16 protein-coding genes are annotated in these 14881 nt (G+C 68.7%); 9 read left to right on the forward strand and 7 right to left on the reverse strand.

The features are described from left to right. Positions 1-150 precede the first annotated feature (150 nt). On the forward strand, positions 151-2685 hold the full coding sequence (locus tag AB0H78_RS33310) for an FHA domain-containing protein (protein WP_363238474.1): 2535 nt from the start codon (positions 151-153) through the stop codon (positions 2683-2685). Positions 2686-2783: 98 nt separating this feature from the next. On the opposite strand, the gene AB0H78_RS33315 is transcribed toward AB0H78_RS33310, so the two are convergent. From AB0H78_RS33315 to AB0H78_RS33325, 3 genes are all read right to left on the reverse strand, one after another. Next, positions 2784-3539 (reverse strand): transglycosylase SLT domain-containing protein, encoded by a 756-nt coding sequence (locus AB0H78_RS33315; RefSeq protein ID WP_363238475.1) that lies wholly within the window; start codon positions 3537-3539, stop codon positions 2784-2786. A 264-nt stretch (positions 3540-3803) separates the two neighbouring features. After that, positions 3804-4910 carry an S-adenosylmethionine:tRNA ribosyltransferase-isomerase gene (locus AB0H78_RS33320; protein ID WP_363238496.1) on the reverse strand — a complete coding sequence of 369 codons (1107 nt, stop codon included), beginning with the start codon at positions 4908-4910 and terminating at the stop codon, positions 3804-3806. 8 nt (positions 4911-4918) lie between these two features. Then, a complete protein-coding gene (locus AB0H78_RS33325) occupies positions 4919-5617 on the reverse strand; it encodes an SDR family NAD(P)-dependent oxidoreductase (protein ID WP_363238476.1) in 699 nt (232 codons plus the stop codon). Positions 5618-5786: 169 nt separating this feature from the next. Here AB0H78_RS33325 and AB0H78_RS33330 point away from each other — a divergent pair, with 169 nt between their 5' ends. From AB0H78_RS33330 to AB0H78_RS33345, 4 genes are all read left to right on the forward strand, one after another. After that, the gene (locus tag AB0H78_RS33330) at positions 5787-6932 is read left to right on the forward strand and encodes a GAF domain-containing sensor histidine kinase (RefSeq protein WP_363238477.1); all 1146 of its coding nucleotides are present in this window, start codon (positions 5787-5789) and stop codon (positions 6930-6932) included. A gap of 4 nt (positions 6933-6936) precedes the next feature. Next, positions 6937-7587 carry a response regulator transcription factor gene (locus AB0H78_RS33335; RefSeq protein ID WP_363238497.1) on the forward strand — a complete coding sequence of 217 codons (651 nt, stop codon included), beginning with the start codon at positions 6937-6939 and terminating at the stop codon, positions 7585-7587. A gap of 148 nt (positions 7588-7735) precedes the next feature. Further along, positions 7736-7981: a chaplin gene (locus AB0H78_RS33340; protein WP_363238478.1), complete on the forward strand. Its 246-nt coding sequence runs from the start codon at positions 7736-7738 to the stop codon at positions 7979-7981. 219 nt (positions 7982-8200) lie between these two features. After that, on the forward strand, positions 8201-8440 hold the full coding sequence (locus AB0H78_RS33345) for a chaplin (protein WP_363238479.1): 240 nt from the start codon (positions 8201-8203) through the stop codon (positions 8438-8440). A gap of 57 nt (positions 8441-8497) precedes the next feature. Here the strand turns inward: AB0H78_RS33345 and AB0H78_RS33350 are convergent, their stop codons facing one another. Next, positions 8498-9283, reverse strand: coding sequence for a hypothetical protein (locus AB0H78_RS33350; RefSeq protein WP_363238480.1), 786 nt, complete (start codon positions 9281-9283; stop codon positions 8498-8500). Positions 9284-9392: 109 nt separating this feature from the next. On the opposite strand from AB0H78_RS33350, the gene AB0H78_RS33355 reads away from it, so the two are divergent. From AB0H78_RS33355 to AB0H78_RS33365, 3 genes are all read left to right on the forward strand, one after another. Continuing rightward, positions 9393-10190, forward strand: coding sequence for an ABC transporter ATP-binding protein (locus AB0H78_RS33355; protein ID WP_363238481.1), 798 nt, complete (start codon positions 9393-9395; stop codon positions 10188-10190). A 50-nt stretch (positions 10191-10240) separates the two neighbouring features. Next, a complete protein-coding gene (locus tag AB0H78_RS33360) occupies positions 10241-10669 on the forward strand; it encodes an NfeD family protein (RefSeq protein ID WP_363238482.1) in 429 nt (142 codons plus the stop codon). Between the two features lie 86 nt (positions 10670-10755). Next, positions 10756-11682 carry an SPFH domain-containing protein gene (locus AB0H78_RS33365; protein ID WP_363238483.1) on the forward strand — a complete coding sequence of 309 codons (927 nt, stop codon included), beginning with the start codon at positions 10756-10758 and terminating at the stop codon, positions 11680-11682. 64 nt (positions 11683-11746) lie between these two features. Here AB0H78_RS33365 and AB0H78_RS33370 read toward each other — a convergent pair whose 3' ends face one another. The 3 genes from AB0H78_RS33370 to AB0H78_RS33380 form a co-directional block, all read right to left on the reverse strand. Continuing rightward, positions 11747-12250: an HNH endonuclease gene (locus tag AB0H78_RS33370; RefSeq protein WP_363238484.1), complete on the reverse strand. Its 504-nt coding sequence runs from the start codon at positions 12248-12250 to the stop codon at positions 11747-11749. A 145-nt stretch (positions 12251-12395) separates the two neighbouring features. After that, positions 12396-12932, reverse strand: a complete 537-nt coding sequence (locus AB0H78_RS33375; protein ID WP_363238485.1) for a YbhB/YbcL family Raf kinase inhibitor-like protein — start codon at positions 12930-12932, stop codon at positions 12396-12398. Between the two features lie 43 nt (positions 12933-12975). Next, positions 12976-13758, reverse strand: coding sequence for a sporulation protein (locus AB0H78_RS33380; protein WP_363238486.1), 783 nt, complete (start codon positions 13756-13758; stop codon positions 12976-12978). A gap of 74 nt (positions 13759-13832) precedes the next feature. Between AB0H78_RS33380 and AB0H78_RS33385 the strand changes: the two genes are divergently transcribed. Next, positions 13833-14474: a DNA-3-methyladenine glycosylase gene (locus tag AB0H78_RS33385; RefSeq protein ID WP_363238488.1), complete on the forward strand. Its 642-nt coding sequence runs from the start codon at positions 13833-13835 to the stop codon at positions 14472-14474. Positions 14475-14881: the final 407 nt, after the last annotated feature.

Raw genomic sequence — 14881 nt, forward strand, 5'->3', positions numbered from 1 at the left:
TCAACGGGCAGAGGGACTCCACGCGCACGGGCTCTTCACCGAGCCCGGCTTTCCGATACGTTACTGAGCCTGAAATAGTTCCTCACGATGTTCACCATCCCTAGACTCCCAGTGACGGGGGTACCTCGGGGGACGATAAGTGGGGCTGGAGTGCCGGAACTCGTACTGGAATTGAATGGCAGGACCTGGACGCTCGATTCGTCCAGGTCATACACCCTTGGGCGTGATCCGCAGGGAGATCTGGCGGTCAACGACGCCCGGGTCTCGTGGCGGCACGCCACCATCAGCTGGGGCGGGCGAAGCTGGGTGATCGAGGATCACGGCTCGACCAACGGAACGTTCGTACAGGGACAGCGTGTCCACCAAATGGAGATCGGTCCGGGATCGGCCGTGCACCTCGGCAACGCGACCGACGGCCCGCGGCTGAATCTCTCCGGAGGAGCTGCCGCAGTGGCTCCGGTGCAATCGCACCAGCCGACCGCGCACGCCCAGCAGCAGGGGGCGCCCGGCTGGGCCGCTTCCCAGCAGCAGGCGCAGCAGCAGGCGCCGGCGCGTGCGGAGGAGCGGCCCAACTGGCAGCAGCAGGCGCACGTTCCGCAGCAGCAGGGCGGTGCGGGACCTGGAGCCGGAGGCTTCCCCGGCGGCGTCGCGGGGGCGCCGCCGGTCTACGGAGACCGCTCGCCGACCACCTTCCACCAGCTCGCCCTCGGTCGCGTCATGCGCATCGGCCGTGCGCTGGAGAACGAGCTGGTCGTCTCCGACCTGCAGGTCTCGCGCCACCACGCCGAGTTCGTGGCCACGCCCGACGGCCGCTACGAGCTCCATGACCTGGGCTCGCACAACGGTACGTACATCAACGGCCAGCCGATGCAGAAGTCCGGCACGGCCCTCATCGGGCCCAACGACATCGTCGGCGTCGGCCACTCCACCTTCCGGCTGGTCGGGGACCGCCTGGAGCAGTTCGACGACACCGGTGAAGTCTCCTTCTCCGCACGCCACTTGACGGTGACGGTCGACGGCGGGAAGGACATCCTCAAGGACGTCTCCTTCGGCGTCCCCGAGAAGTCCCTGATCGCGGTCATCGGCCCCTCGGGCTCCGGCAAGTCGACCCTGCTCAAGGCGCTGACCGGCTACCGGCCGGCCAACCAGGGCGACGTCCTCTACGACAACCGTAATCTCTACAAGCAGTTCGCCGAGCTCCGCCAGCGCATCGGACTCGTCCCGCAGGACGACATCCTGCACAAGGAACTGACGGTCCGTAAGGCACTGAAGTACGCCGCCAAGCTGCGCTTCCCCGCCGACACCACCGATGCCGAGCGGTCCCAGCGCATCGACGAGGTCCTGCGCGAACTCAAGCTGGACATCCACAAGGAGAAGAAGATCACTTCGCTCTCCGGTGGCCAGCGCAAGCGCGTCTCGGTCGCCCTGGAGCTGCTCACCAAGCCGTCGCTGATCTTCCTCGACGAGCCGACCTCGGGCCTCGACCCGGGGATGGACCGCGATGTCATGCAGCTGCTGCGCGGACTCGCCGACGACGGTCGCACCGTCCTCGTCGTCACCCACTCGGTGGCCGAACTCGCCATCTGCGACAAGCTCCTCGTGATGGCGCCCGGCGGAGCGGTCGCGTACTTCGGACCGCCGGAGGAGGCACTGAACTTCTTCGGCTACGGCACCTGGGCCGATGTCTTCTCCGCCTTCGAGAACTACCGCGACTACGACTGGGCGGGACGCTGGAAGGGCTCGCAGCACTACCAGATGTACGCCGCCGACATCGACGCCGTCGCCGCCCAGCCGGTCCACATGCCGCCGCCGCAGGCCATGAAGCCGCCCAAGCCGCAGGGCTGGGCCTCACAGCTGATCACCCTGATCCGCCGCTATGTGTCGGTGATCGCCTCCGACCGGGGCTTCCTGCTGCTGTCCGTACTGCTGCCCGCGGTCCTTGGCTCGGTCGGCGCGCTGATCCCCGCCGACTACGGACTCGGCTTCGGCCCGAAGTCGACGCAGCTCAGCAACGGCGACGGGGCCACGGTCCTGCTGATCATGGCCGTGGGCGCCTGCTTCTCGGGCGCCGCCAACTCCGTACGTGAGCTGATCAAGGAACGGGTGATCTACGAACGCGAACGGGCCACCGGCCTGTCACGTTCCGCGTATCTGATGTCCAAGGTGATCGTGCTCGGACTGATCACCATGGTGCAGGGCGCGATCATCGGCGGCATCGGCTTCGGCTTCAAGAAGCCCCCGGCCGAGGGCGTCCTGCTCTCCAGCTCCGTACGGCTCGAACTCACGCTGCCGATCATGGCGCTGGGCTTCACCTCGATGATGATCGGCCTGATCATCTCCGCACTCGTGAAGACCGCCGAGAAGACGATGCCGCTGCTCGTGATGTTCGCGATCATCCAGGTCGTCTTCACCGGCTGCCTCTTCACGCTGAACGGCTCGGAAGGCGTCAACCAGTTCTCGTTCCTCATGCCGTCCCGGTGGGCCGTCGCCGCCGCGGGAGCCACCGCGTCGCTGAACGTCCTGCTGCCCGACAAGAAGAACCCGGGTGTGACGGATCCGCTCTGGGACCACACGCTCGGCACCTGGATCATGGACATGGGGATCCTGATCGGCATCGGCGTGCTCTGCGCCTTCTTCGTGGCGCGCCTGCTGCGCCGCCACGAGCCCGAGGTCATGCGCAAGTAACGGCACCTCGCACACAGCACGCCGAAGGGCGGCACCCGCGCGATGCGGGTGCCGCCCTTCGGCGTGCTGTGCTGTGACGTCTTCGGTGGGCCTGCGGCTCAGTAGGCGCCGTTGACGTTGTCGATCGAACCGTACGTCGCGGCCGCGTAGTTGGCGGCGGCGGTGATGTTGGCGACCGGGTCGTACAGGTCGTTCGCCGTGCCGGCGACGTGGTACGTGTCGAACGTCGGCTGGATGACCTGGAGCAGGCCGATCGACGGGGTGCCGTTCTGGGCGTTGATGTCGTAGTTGTTGATCGCGCTCGGGTTGCCGCCCGACTCGCGGATGATGTTGCGGTACAGGCCGTCGTAGGAGCCGGGGATGCCCTTCTCCTTCATGATGGCCAGCGCGTGGTTGATCCAGCCGTCCAGGTTGTTGGCGTAGACGGGCTGGCGGGCGGCGGCGCGGCTGGCGGCGGCCTCGGCCGAGCGCTTCTTCGCGGCGGCGGCAGCGTCGGCCTTGGCCTTCGCGGCGGCGTCCGCCTTCGCCTTGGCCGCGGCGTCGGACTTGGCCTTCGCGTCGGCCTTCGCCTTGGCGGCCTTGGCGTCCTTCGCCTTGGCGGCGGCGACCTGGGCCGCCTCCTTGGCGGCCTTGTCCGCGTCTTCCTGCTGCTGCTGGACGCTGGCGGCCAGGACCTTGGTCTGGGTCGACAGGGCCGCGTTCGAGGCGTCGAGGGTCTTGGAGGACTCCGCGGAAGCGTTTCCGGGCACAAGGGAGAACGCGAGGGCGGCGGCGCCAACGGCGGCCACACCGGCGATCGAGAACTTGTGGGTCTTGGTCAGCCGACTCTGGCCCTCAGTGCTGGTCTCGGTCATTGCAGACGTACCTTTTCGAATAGCTGGAGTCGCTCATGCCGGGGACGGCGATGCGCCCTGGAGGCGGCGACGGGAGCCATTGTTAGCGGCCGCAAAAACCTGTGGCAAAGGTGTGACGTACGATCCTGCTTAGTGGATCAGGGGCTGGCAAGGAGAGGCGGGCGCCCGCGCCTACCCGGCTCACATGGCCCTTATGCGTCCACTAGGGATGTTCGTAAGTGACGTGCGTCCTATGCGCGGGCTCACATCGAACACGTAACATTCTCACCAATAGTTGCTGGAGCAATGCGGAGTGTGACCGTCCTCATCCGGAAGGATGAGGTGGACATCCCCGAACTCATGCCAGAGGTAGAGCTCCCGCAGCGCTTCGGTGTTGCTGCGGCTCATCGCCTCGCGCCCGGCGATCGCCTCGAGCATCAGCAGATGCGAGGCCTCCGGCTCGTGCAGCCCGGTCAGCAGCCCGTCCACGGCCCGCACCCCGCGCTCCGGCGTGACCACGAGATCCGTCCACCCCGCGAGGGCCCGCACCACCCCGTCGGGTCCCGTGGCGGTCTCCAGCGCCCGTACGGCGGTCGTCCCGACCGCCACGATGCGCCCCCCGCCCGCGCGAGCCGCGTTCACCAGCCGGGCACTCGCCTCGGACACCTCGAACCGTTCCGGGTACGGCGTCTCATGCGCCTCCGTGGACGCCACCCCGGTGTGCAGGACGATCGGCGCGAACTGCACACCCCTGCTCACCAGCTCCGCGACCAGCGCCGCCGTGAAGGGCCGCCCGGCGCTCGGCATCTCCGCGGACCCCGTCCCGTCGGGCGAGGGCAGCGCGAAGACCGTCTGATGCGCGGCGAGCGGCTGGTCGCGCAGGGTGTACGGATACCGGATGGGCCGCCCGTACCGCCGGAGCACCCGGACCACGTCGTCCACCGAGGGCCGCGCCCACCAGAGCCGCTGCTCGCCGTCCCGCAAGGGCCGCTCCAGGACGAGCCGTACGCCCCCCGGCAGCCGCACCACGGCACCGGCGGGCCCTCCGTGCCGCCGTCGCGTACTCCCGCCGGCCAGCGGATGCCGCAGCTCCACGACCCACCGGCCGTCGTCGCCCCGGGTGGAGAAGTGCACGACCACCCGCTCGGCCGTTCCTGACGCCGGACTCCGTCCGACGACCTGTTCCAGCTCACCGTCGATCGCCGCAGGCAGCGTCTGCGACGTATTGACGACCAGCACGTCCCCGGCCCGCAGCTGCAGCGGCAGCTCCCGAAAGGAATGGTGCGAGACCGCGGACCCCCTCGACACCATCAGCCGTACGTCGTCCCGCCCGCTGCCCCGCTCCTCGGCGGGCACCGAGGCCAGCAGCTCCTCAGGCACCTTCAGTGCCATAGGCGCGTTCACCGGACCTCCTCCACCAGCGCCGGAGCCGCATACCGCCCGCTCGCAGGCCGCTCGTCCAGCAGCCGCAGGAAGGCGGGGACCACGCGTACCGGATCAGGCCGCGCGTCCTCGTCACCCGGAACCGCCGCCGCGTACAGATCCGTCCCCATGTCCCCCGGATCCACCGCCCACACCCGCAACCCCGGCTCCTCCGCCGCCAGCACCGCCGCCAGGTGGTCCAGCGCCGCCTTCGACGCCCCGTAGCCGCCCCAGGTCTCGTACGCCTCCACCGCCGCATCCGAGCTGAGCGCGATCACCGCACCCCGCCCGCTCGCCCGCAACAGCTCGAGCGACTCCTGTACGAGGCCGAGCGCGGCCACCACATTCGTCTCCAGCGCCGCCCGCAACCCGTCCAGGCCCAGCGACTCCAGCCGCACCAGCGGCTCCGCACCCAGGGCGCTCGCATTGCTCACCAGCAGATCGAGCCCGCCCAGCCCCCGGGCCGCTGCCACCAGCTCCGCCCGGTGCGCGGTGTCCGTGACGTCCCCGGCCACCGCCACCACCCGCGAGCCGTACTTCTCCAGCTCCCGGGCGCTCTCCTCCAATACGCCGGCCGTCCTGGCATCCAGCACCAGATCCCAGCCCCGCTCCGCGAGCCCCGCCGCGAGCGCGCGGCCCAGCCCCTTCGAAGCCCCAGTGATGATCGCTACCGACATGACACGGTCCCCTCTTCGCTGTGTGCCTCCAACGTAGGAACGGGCCCCCGCCCACCGCGTCGGCCGCAGGCCGGACCCCCGCCACCCCGATCGACCTAGGCCCAGAGCCCTAATCAACTGCCGCCCACAGCCCCATTCGCACGGTCATCACCGCCGGTACGGTGAGCCCATGTCCCACGTCCCACGATCCGGTCTGTCCGCGGTGAGCACCGCGCTGCTCGCCATGAGCCGGCACATGGAGGTGCGCGACGTCCTCAAGACGATCGTCACCTCGGCCCGCGAACTCCTCGACGCCGAGTACGCGGCACTCGGCGTCCCCGACGACCACGGCGGCTTCGCCCAGTTCGTCGTCGACGGCATGAGCGACGCCCAGTGGAAGGCGATCGGCCCGCTGCCCCGCCAGCACGGGATCCTCGCCGCGATGCTCAGCGAAGCGAAGACCGAGCGGCTGGCCGACGTACGCAAGGACTCCCGCTTCGAGGGCTGGCCCTCCGCGCACCCCGACATGTCCGACTTCCTGGGGATGCCGATCCGCGACGGCGACGAAGTGATCGGCGCACTCTTCCTCGCCAACAAGAAGTGCCCCCGGCCCACGGCCTCCTGCGGCTTCACCGCCGACGACGAGGAGCTCCTGACGATCCTCGCCCAGCACGCCGCGATCGCCCTGACCAACGCCCGTCTCTACGAGCGCAGCCGCGAGCTCACCATCGCGGAGGAACGTTCCCGCCTGGCCCACGAGCTCCACGACGCGGTCAGCCAGAAGCTCTTCTCGCTCCGCCTCACCGCCCAGGCCGCGGCCACCCTGGTCGACCGCGACCCGGCCCGCGCCAAGGAAGAGCTGCACCAGGTGGCGGCCCTCGCGGCCGAAGCGGCGGACGAACTGCGCGCCGCCGTCGTCGAGTTGCGCCCCGCAGGCCTCGACGAGGACGGCCTCGCCGCCACCCTCCGCACCCAGATCCAGGTCCTGGACCGCGCCCACGAGGCTCGTGTCACCTTCGACAGCTGTCAGGTACGGGCACTGCCCGCGGCCCAGGAGGAGGCGCTGCTCAGGGTCGCCCAGGAGGCCTTGCACAACGCCCTGCGCCACTCCGGCGCGGACCGCGTCGACGTCGTACTCGACCAGAGCGGCCGCAGGACCGTCCTGCGCGTCAGGGACGACGGCTCGGGCTTCGAGCCCCGATCGGTCCGCAGCGCCGGCCGCCACCTCGGCCTGGTCTCGATGCGCGACCGGGCGAGCGGCGTCGGCGGGCAGCTGACCGTGGAGTCGGCACCCGGCAAGGGAACGACAATCGAGATGGAGGTCCCCGGTGGCTGACGCTGTGTCGGATTCAAAGGCGGCGATCCGTGTACTCCTGGTCGACGACCACCAGGTGGTCCGCCGCGGCCTGCGCACCTTCCTGGAGATCCAGGACGACATCGAGGTGGTCGGCGAGGCGTCCGACGGCGCCGAGGGCATCGCCCGCGCCGAGGAGCTTCGCCCCGACGTCGTCCTGATGGACGTCAAGATGCCGGGCATGGACGGCATCGAGGCGCTGCGCAAACTCCGCGAACTCGCCAACCCCGCAAAGGTGTTGGTGGTCACCAGCTTCACCGAGAAGCGCACCGTGGTCCCCGCCCTGCGTGCGGGCGCCTCCGGCTACGTCTACAAGGACGTCGATCCCGAGGCACTGGCGGGCGCCATCCGCTCCGTGTACGCGGGCCACGTGCTGCTCCAGCCCGAGGTGGCGGGCGCGCTCCTCTCCCAGGACGAGCACGGCAGCGGGCAGGGGAGGGGCACCACGCTCACCGAGCGCGAGCGCGAGGTCCTCACCCTGATCGCGGACGGCCGCTCCAACCGGGAGATCGCCCGCGCCCTCGTCCTCTCCGAGAAGACCGTCAAGACGCACGTCTCGAACATTCTGATGAAGCTCGATCTCGCGGACCGCACCCAAGCGGCCCTCTGGGCCGTGCGACACGGTGTGACCGGCTGAAATACAGCAGAGCGGACTGTCGCCTTCCGGTCCGAGATTCATACCGTCGGGTGTATGTCGTCCATCCGGCGCATCCAGATCGGTGTGCGGCCGTTCTCCATGGCGTGCTGCGGCGGCTGGCCGCAGCAATTGCTAGGAGGATCCTGAAGTGAACAGCATGAAGAAGGCCACTGCCATCGCCCTCATCGCCGGTGGCGTCGTCGCCGCGGGTGCCGGTGTCGCCTCCGCCACCGATGGCGCGCACGCCAACGGCAAGGCCGTCAAGTCCCCGGGCGTCGTCTCGGGCAACCTTGTCCAGGCCCCCGTGCACGTCCCGGTGAACGCCGTCGGCAACACCGTCAACGTGATCGGCGCCCTCAACCCGACCTTCGGGAACGACGGCTTCAACGGCTGATCCAGCTGAACCAACGGCTGACCGACCCCCGCGGTCGAGCAGTGCCCACCGGCCCTCAGGCATCCCTGGGGGCCGGTCCGGTTTTTGCGGGAGTGACCATGATTGCTCCAAATGGGCGCATCGTGCATCCACCCCGTGTCATCCGGACGGCCCAAGCGTTTTCAGCGTGCGACCCCGCGGCTGGGGTCGAAACGCACATAAGCAGGAGGAACACTTTTCATGAACATCGCCAAGAAGGCCGCCCTGGTCATCGCCGTCGCCGGTATCGCCGCTGGTGCTTCCGCGGGCGCTGCGCTCGCCGACGCCAAGGCGGACGGCAAGGCCGAGATGAACCCGGGCGTCGCCTCGGGCAACCAGGCTCAGGTCCCGGTCCACGTGCCGGTCAACCTCACGGGCAACACCGGCACCGTCATCGGTGGCCTGAACCCCACGTTCCACAACGAGTCCTCGAACCGCTGACTCCACGTGTGAAGAGAGCCCCGCGGACCATCCGGTCCGCGGGGCTCTCCCCTTTCCTCAGCCCCGCTCCCGCTCCTCCACGAACGCGTTGAAGGCCGCCACCTGCGCCCGCCGCGCGACCCTCTCCACCGGCCTCAGCGCCTCACCGCGGGCCGCCATCTCCGAGGCGCTCACCGCACCGCCATGACCGCTCTCGTACGCGACCGAGACCAGCAGCCCCACCCGCTGCGCCAGCTCCAGCACCCGTACCGCACGCGGCGGATACCCCGGAGCCAGCACCTCCCCGCCGGACCCCTCCGACCGTGCCCGGTACGCGTCGATCGCGGCCGCCGCGACCGGCCCCGACCCCGCCACGTCGAGCTTCGAGAGCACGGCCGTCGCATCCCGCAGCGCCTCCGCCAGCTCCCGCTCCGCCTCACCGAGCGAAGGCACGTCCGCCGGCGGCGCCTCGCGCACCGCCAGACAGTGCCAGAGGACCTCCACATGCAGGTCGCCGGCCGTCCCCGCCTCGCGTATCTCCGGTACGAGTCCGTACGGAGCCCCGAAACCGACCACTCCCTCCTCGGCCTCCAGCGCCCGCGCATTGAACTCCGGCGGGCCGCTGAGCCCCAGCGGATGCCCCGGCGCGGGCAGCGCCACGCGGAACCCGGTCACCCCGAGCGTCCGCAGCCGGCCCAGCGCCAGCGTGAGCCCGACCGGGCCCGCCTCGCCGGGCAGTCCGTCGACCCTGTGCACCGCATCACTCCCGACGATCGCGAGTGCCGCGTCATCGGGTGAAACATTCCCGGCCAAAAGGGCATTTCCCCATGCGGCCAGCCGTCCTGAGCGTGGTTCCGAGAGCATGGGGACAGCCTAGGGACTGGACCACTTCACCGGTGGCGTAGGTTTTCCCTGGGAGCTGCGCACGCAGGCGCACGCGCGAACCGAGACTGCATGGGGAGACAACGCGCTCATGAGCGATGTACTGGAGCTGCTGGACGTATCGGTGGTCCGCGACGGACGTGCTCTGGTGGACGACGTCTCCTGGGCGGTGAAGGAAGGCGAGCGCTGGGTCATCCTCGGCCCCAACGGCGCAGGCAAGACCACCCTCCTCAACATCGCCTCCAGCTACCTCTTCCCGACCACAGGGACCGCCTCGATCCTCGGCGAGAAGCTCGGCAGGCCCGGCACCGACGTCTTCGAACTGCGCCCCCGCATCGGTATGGCCGGCGCGGCCATGGCCGAGAAGATGCCCAAGCGCCAGACCGTCCTGCAGACGGTGCTCACCGCCGCGTACGGCATGACCGCCACCTGGCACGAGAACTACGACGAGGTCGACGAGCAGCGCGCCCGCGCCTTCCTCGACCGCCTCGGCATGACCGAGTACCTGGACCGCAAGTTCGGCACGCTCTCCGAGGGCGAGCGCAAGCGCACGCTGATCGCCCGCGCCATGATGACCGACCCCGAACTGCTGCTCCTGGACGAGCCCGCCGCGGGCCTCGACCTCGGCGGCCGCGAAGACCTGGTCCGGCGCCTCGGCCGCCTCGCCCAGGACCCGTACGCCCCCTCCATGGTCATGGTCACCCACCATGTCGAGGAGATCGCCCCCGGCTTCACCCACGTCCTGATGATCCGCCAGGGCAAGGTACTCGCCGCGGGCCCCATGGAGACCGAACTGACCTCCAGGAACCTCTCCCTCTGCTTCGGCCTCCCGCTCGTCGTCGAGCAGCGCGGCAACCGCTGGTCGGCCCAGGGCCTCCCGCTCGGCTGACCAATCGTGCGCCCTGTCCCGAGGCCGGTGCCTGGACCTACCATGGTCCTGTGGACATCGAGGCGTGGGTGTGGTGGCTGATCGGCGCGGTCGGACTGGGAATTCCGCTCGTGATCACCGCGATGCCGGAATTCGGAATGTTCGCCGTCGGAGCGGGTGCCGCGGCAGTCGTGGCAGGTCTCGGCGGGGGCATCGTCAGCCAGTTCCTCGTCTTTGTGATCGTCTCCGTGGCGCTCATCGCGGTCGTACGCCCGATCGCCAACCGGCACCGCGCCCAGCAGCCCCAGCTGGCCACCGGTATAGATGCACTCAAGGGCCGCCAAGCCGTCGTACTCGAACGGGTCGACGGCAGCGGCGGCCGGATCAAGCTGGCCGGTGAGATCTGGTCCGCCCGCACACTCGACGCGGGCCAGAGCTTCGACGCGGGCCAGCAGGTCGATGTCGTGGAGATCGAGGGAGCCACTGCCATCGTCATGTGACCTCGCCAAACGTCCGACACGGCAGACCGCGGTCTGCGAAACTCGATCACCGAGATCCGCCGGCAATCGAAGGGCACGGGAGCACGATGCCATCCGTCATCATCGTCCTGATCATTCTGGTGGTGCTGGTCTTCATCGCCCTGGTCAAGACGATTCAGGTCATCCCGCAGGCCAGCGCCGCCATCGTGGAGCGCTTCGGCCGCTACACCCGCACGCTCAACGCGGGGCTGAACATCGTCGTCCCGTTCATCGACTCGATCCGCAACCGCATCGATCTCCGTGAACAGGTCGTCCCGTTCCCGCCGCAGCCGGTGATCACCCAGGACAACCTGGTCGTCAACATCGACACGGTCATCTACTACCAGGTGACCGACGCCCGGGCCGCGACGTACGAGGTGGCCAGCTACATCCAGGCCATCGAGCAGCTCACCGTCACCACCCTCCGCAACATCATCGGCGGCATGGACCTCGAACGGACCCTGACCTCCCGCGAGGAGATCAACGCCGCCCTGCGCGGAGTCCTCGACGAAGCCACCGGCAAGTGGGGCATCCGCGTCAACCGCGTCGAGCTCAAGGCCATCGAGCCGCCGACCTCCATCCAGGACTCGATGGAGAAGCAGATGCGCGCCGACCGTGACAAGCGCGCCGCGATTCTGCAGGCCGAAGGTGTACGCCAGTCCGAGATCCTGCGCGCCGAGGGCGAGAAGCAGTCCTCGATCCTGCGCGCCGAGGGTGACGCGAAGGCCGCGGCCCTGCGCGCAGAGGGCGAAGCCCAGGCGATCCGTACGGTCTTCGAGTCGATCCACGCGGGCGACGCGGACCAGAAACTCCTCGCCTACCAGTACCTCCAGATGCTCCCGAAGATCGCCGAAGGCGACGCGAACAAGCTCTGGATCGTCCCCAGCGAGATCGGCGACGCCCTCAAGGGCCTCAGCGGCGCCTTCGGAAACGTGGCCGGGGGAATGCCCGGCTTCGACACGGGCAAGGAGAGCAAGACCCCGCCGACCGACTGACGCACACGGACAGCAACAGGGTCCGTCCTCCGCTACGGGGGACGGACCCTGCTGTGTGCAGCACCTACGCGGTCAACGGCAGCCAGTCAGGCAGCGCATCGCGCTCACCGGTCCTGAGCGCGAGCAGCATGGCATCGGCAGGCGTCGGCACGAACGGCCGGCGCAGCAGCGGCATCCCCGCCTGCTCCGGCGTACGCGCGGCCTTGCGGTGGTTGTCCTCGGCGCACGAGGCCACCGTGTTCAGCCAGGTGTCCTGACCGCCCTGGGCCCGAGGCACCACGTGGTCCACGGTGCTCGCCCGCTTTCCGCAGTACGCGCACCGGTGCTGGTCCCGTATCAGCACGCCCCGCCTCGACCACGGTGCGTGTCTTCGGAAGGGCACCCGTACGTACCGGCAGAGCCTGATCACCCTTGGCACCGGTATGTCCACCGCGGCAGCACGCACACGGAGTCCGGGATGGGCCTGCTCGACGACGGCCTTGTCCTGCAGCACCAGCACCACCGCGCGGTTGAGCGTCACCGTCGACAGCGGCTCGAAGCTCGCGTTAAGAACCAGCGTGTCCCGCATCGTGCCCACCTCCGTAGCGCCGGCCCACCCCCTGGTGGACTGGGATCAACTCTGGCCGGGCACGCCGCAATGGACAACGCAATAAAAAAAGGCCCTGCCCTGATCTCTCCAAGACCAGGGCAGGGCAAACAAAACTGACAGACGGTCAACTACCGGCAGGAGCGGTGTACTCGGCGACAAGCTGAGCACGTCCGACCGTATGGAACCGAAGATTGAAACCGACGGCCGCAGGCGAAGTGTCGCCATCGGTCCCCAGCTTCTCGGTGTCCACCGCATAGACCGTGAAGACATAGCGGTGCGTCTCCCCGGCAGGCGGGGCAGCGCCCCCGAAGTCCTTGGACCCGTAGTCGTTACGAGCCTGCACCGCGATCTCCGGCAGCCCGGCGAAGGCGCCGCTGCCGGCCCCCACGGGCAGCTCGGTGACGGTGACCGGGATGTCGACGACCGACCAGTGCCAGAACCCGCTGCCCGTGGGCGCATCCGGGTCGAAGCACGTCACGGCAAAACTCCTGGTCTCCGCGGGGAAGCCCTCCCACCGCAGGTGCGGCGAGAGGTTCCCCACCGCGTAGACCTGATCGTCCTTGAGCACCGCACCCGGCTCGATGTCATCGCTCACCACGGTGAACGAGGGGACGGGCGGGTGGAAGGCGTGGGGGAGGGGCGCCCTGTCTTGCCCAGTCACGTGAGTACCTCCAGGATCGGCAGTTCTCTGTCCGCTTCCGACCCTAGAGCCAGTTGCGGCGGCCGCCGACCTGAGCGAGCCACTCATTGAGATACGCGGCCCAGTCGGTCCCCTGGAAGTCGTTCAGCCCGACCTGGAACGCCCGGTAGGAGTCGCTGCCCTCGCTGAACAGTCCCGGCTTCTTGTCCATCTCCAGGATCACGTCCATCTCGCGGTCGTCCGCGACGAAGGTCAGCTCCACCTGGTTGATCCCCCGGTACTGCGACGGCGCCTGGAACTCGATCTCCTGGTAGAAGGGCAGCCGCTGACGTGTACCGCGGATGTGACCGCGCTCCATGTCCGCGCTCTTGAAGCGGAACCCGAGCCGAATGAAGGCGTCGAGGATCGCCTGCTGCGCCGGCAGCGGGTGCACGCTGATCGGGTCCAGGTCACCGGAGTCCACGGCGCGGGCGATTTCCAGCTCGGTCGTCACCCCGATGTTCATCCCGCGCAGCTGCTGCCCGTCGACGCTCGTGACCGGCGTCTCCCACGGAATCTCGAGCCCGAACGGCACCACGTGCACGGCCCCGGCCTTGACCTCGAAGGCCCCACCGATCCGCACCTTGGTGAACTCGATGTCCTGCTTGACCTCCTGGTCACCGCCTTCGACCTCGACGCGCGCCTGCAGTCCGACGGAGAGCCCCTCGATCTGCTGGTCGACCGATCCGCCCTGGATCCGCACCTCGCCCTGGACGACACCACCGGGCACGACGTTCGCCTCGAACAGCTCGGTCTCGACCGAGGCACCGCCCGCACCCAAGCTGGCGAGCAGCTTCTTGAACCCCATATCCACTCCTCCTAGATCCTGACCCCTACATACGCGCAACGACCGCGTTCGGTTCCCCACTACGCTGGTACGCCATGATCGCGAGCACCGACCGTACGCCGCTGCCAAGGGAGTTCTTCGACCGCCCCGTTCTGGAGGTCGCCCCGGATCTGCTGGGCCGCACCCTGGTCCGAAGGACACCCGAAGGCACCATTGAACTCCGTCTCACAGAGGTCGAGGCCTACGCGGGCGCAATCGACCCCGGTTCGCACGCGTACAGGGGTCCCACCCCGCGCAACGAAGTGATGTTCGGCCCGCCCGGACACGCGTACGTCTACTTCACCTACGGCATGTGGCACTGCCTCAACCTGGTCTGCGGCCCGGAGGGCTTCGCGAGCGGCGTCCTGCTGCGCGCGGGCGAGATCCGGGTGGGCGCCGATCTGGCCCGCAAACGTCGAATCTCGGCCCGCCATGACCGAGAACTGGCCAAAGGCCCGGCCCGCCTGGCGACAGCCCTGGACGTCGACCGCACGCTGAACGGCACCGACGTCTGCTCCGGCCCACAGCCGGCCCTGTCGGTACTGACAGGGACCCCACCCCACCCCGACCAGGTACGCAACGGTCCAAGGACGGGAGTAGGGGGCGGCGGCGCCACCCAGCCCTGGCGCTTCTGGACCGACAACGACCCCACGGTCAGCCCTTATCGGGCCCATACCCCCCGAGGCAGGCGAACTTGACCCGGCTCCGGGGAGCGCCTAACGTAGTCCGAGCCGCTTGAAACGGGTACTGCTATCGGAACGGTCTTCAGGACCCGACCTGAGCATCCCGAAGCGGCCAACCACTACTACGACCAACCCCCACGGGTTTTGTTTTCGGCATGCCGAAATTAAGACTCAAATGCTCAATTATGAGCTGCCGGGGGAATCGGCTAAAGTAGTGAACACGCCGAAAGGGAAACGCGAAAGCGAAGAACTCAAAGCGGTCCCGCCGACCGGGAATCAGGCCCGAAAGGATCTGATAGAGTCGGAAACGCAAGACCGAAGGGAAGTGCCCGGAGGAAAGCCCGAGAGGGTGAGTACAAAGGAAGCGTCCGTTCCTTGAGAACTCAACAGCGTGCCAAAAGTCAACGCCAGATATGTTGATA

The sequence above is a fragment of the Streptomyces sp. NPDC050738 genome (assembly GCF_040654175.1).
Classification (GTDB): Bacteria; Actinomycetota; Actinomycetes; order Streptomycetales; family Streptomycetaceae; genus Streptomyces.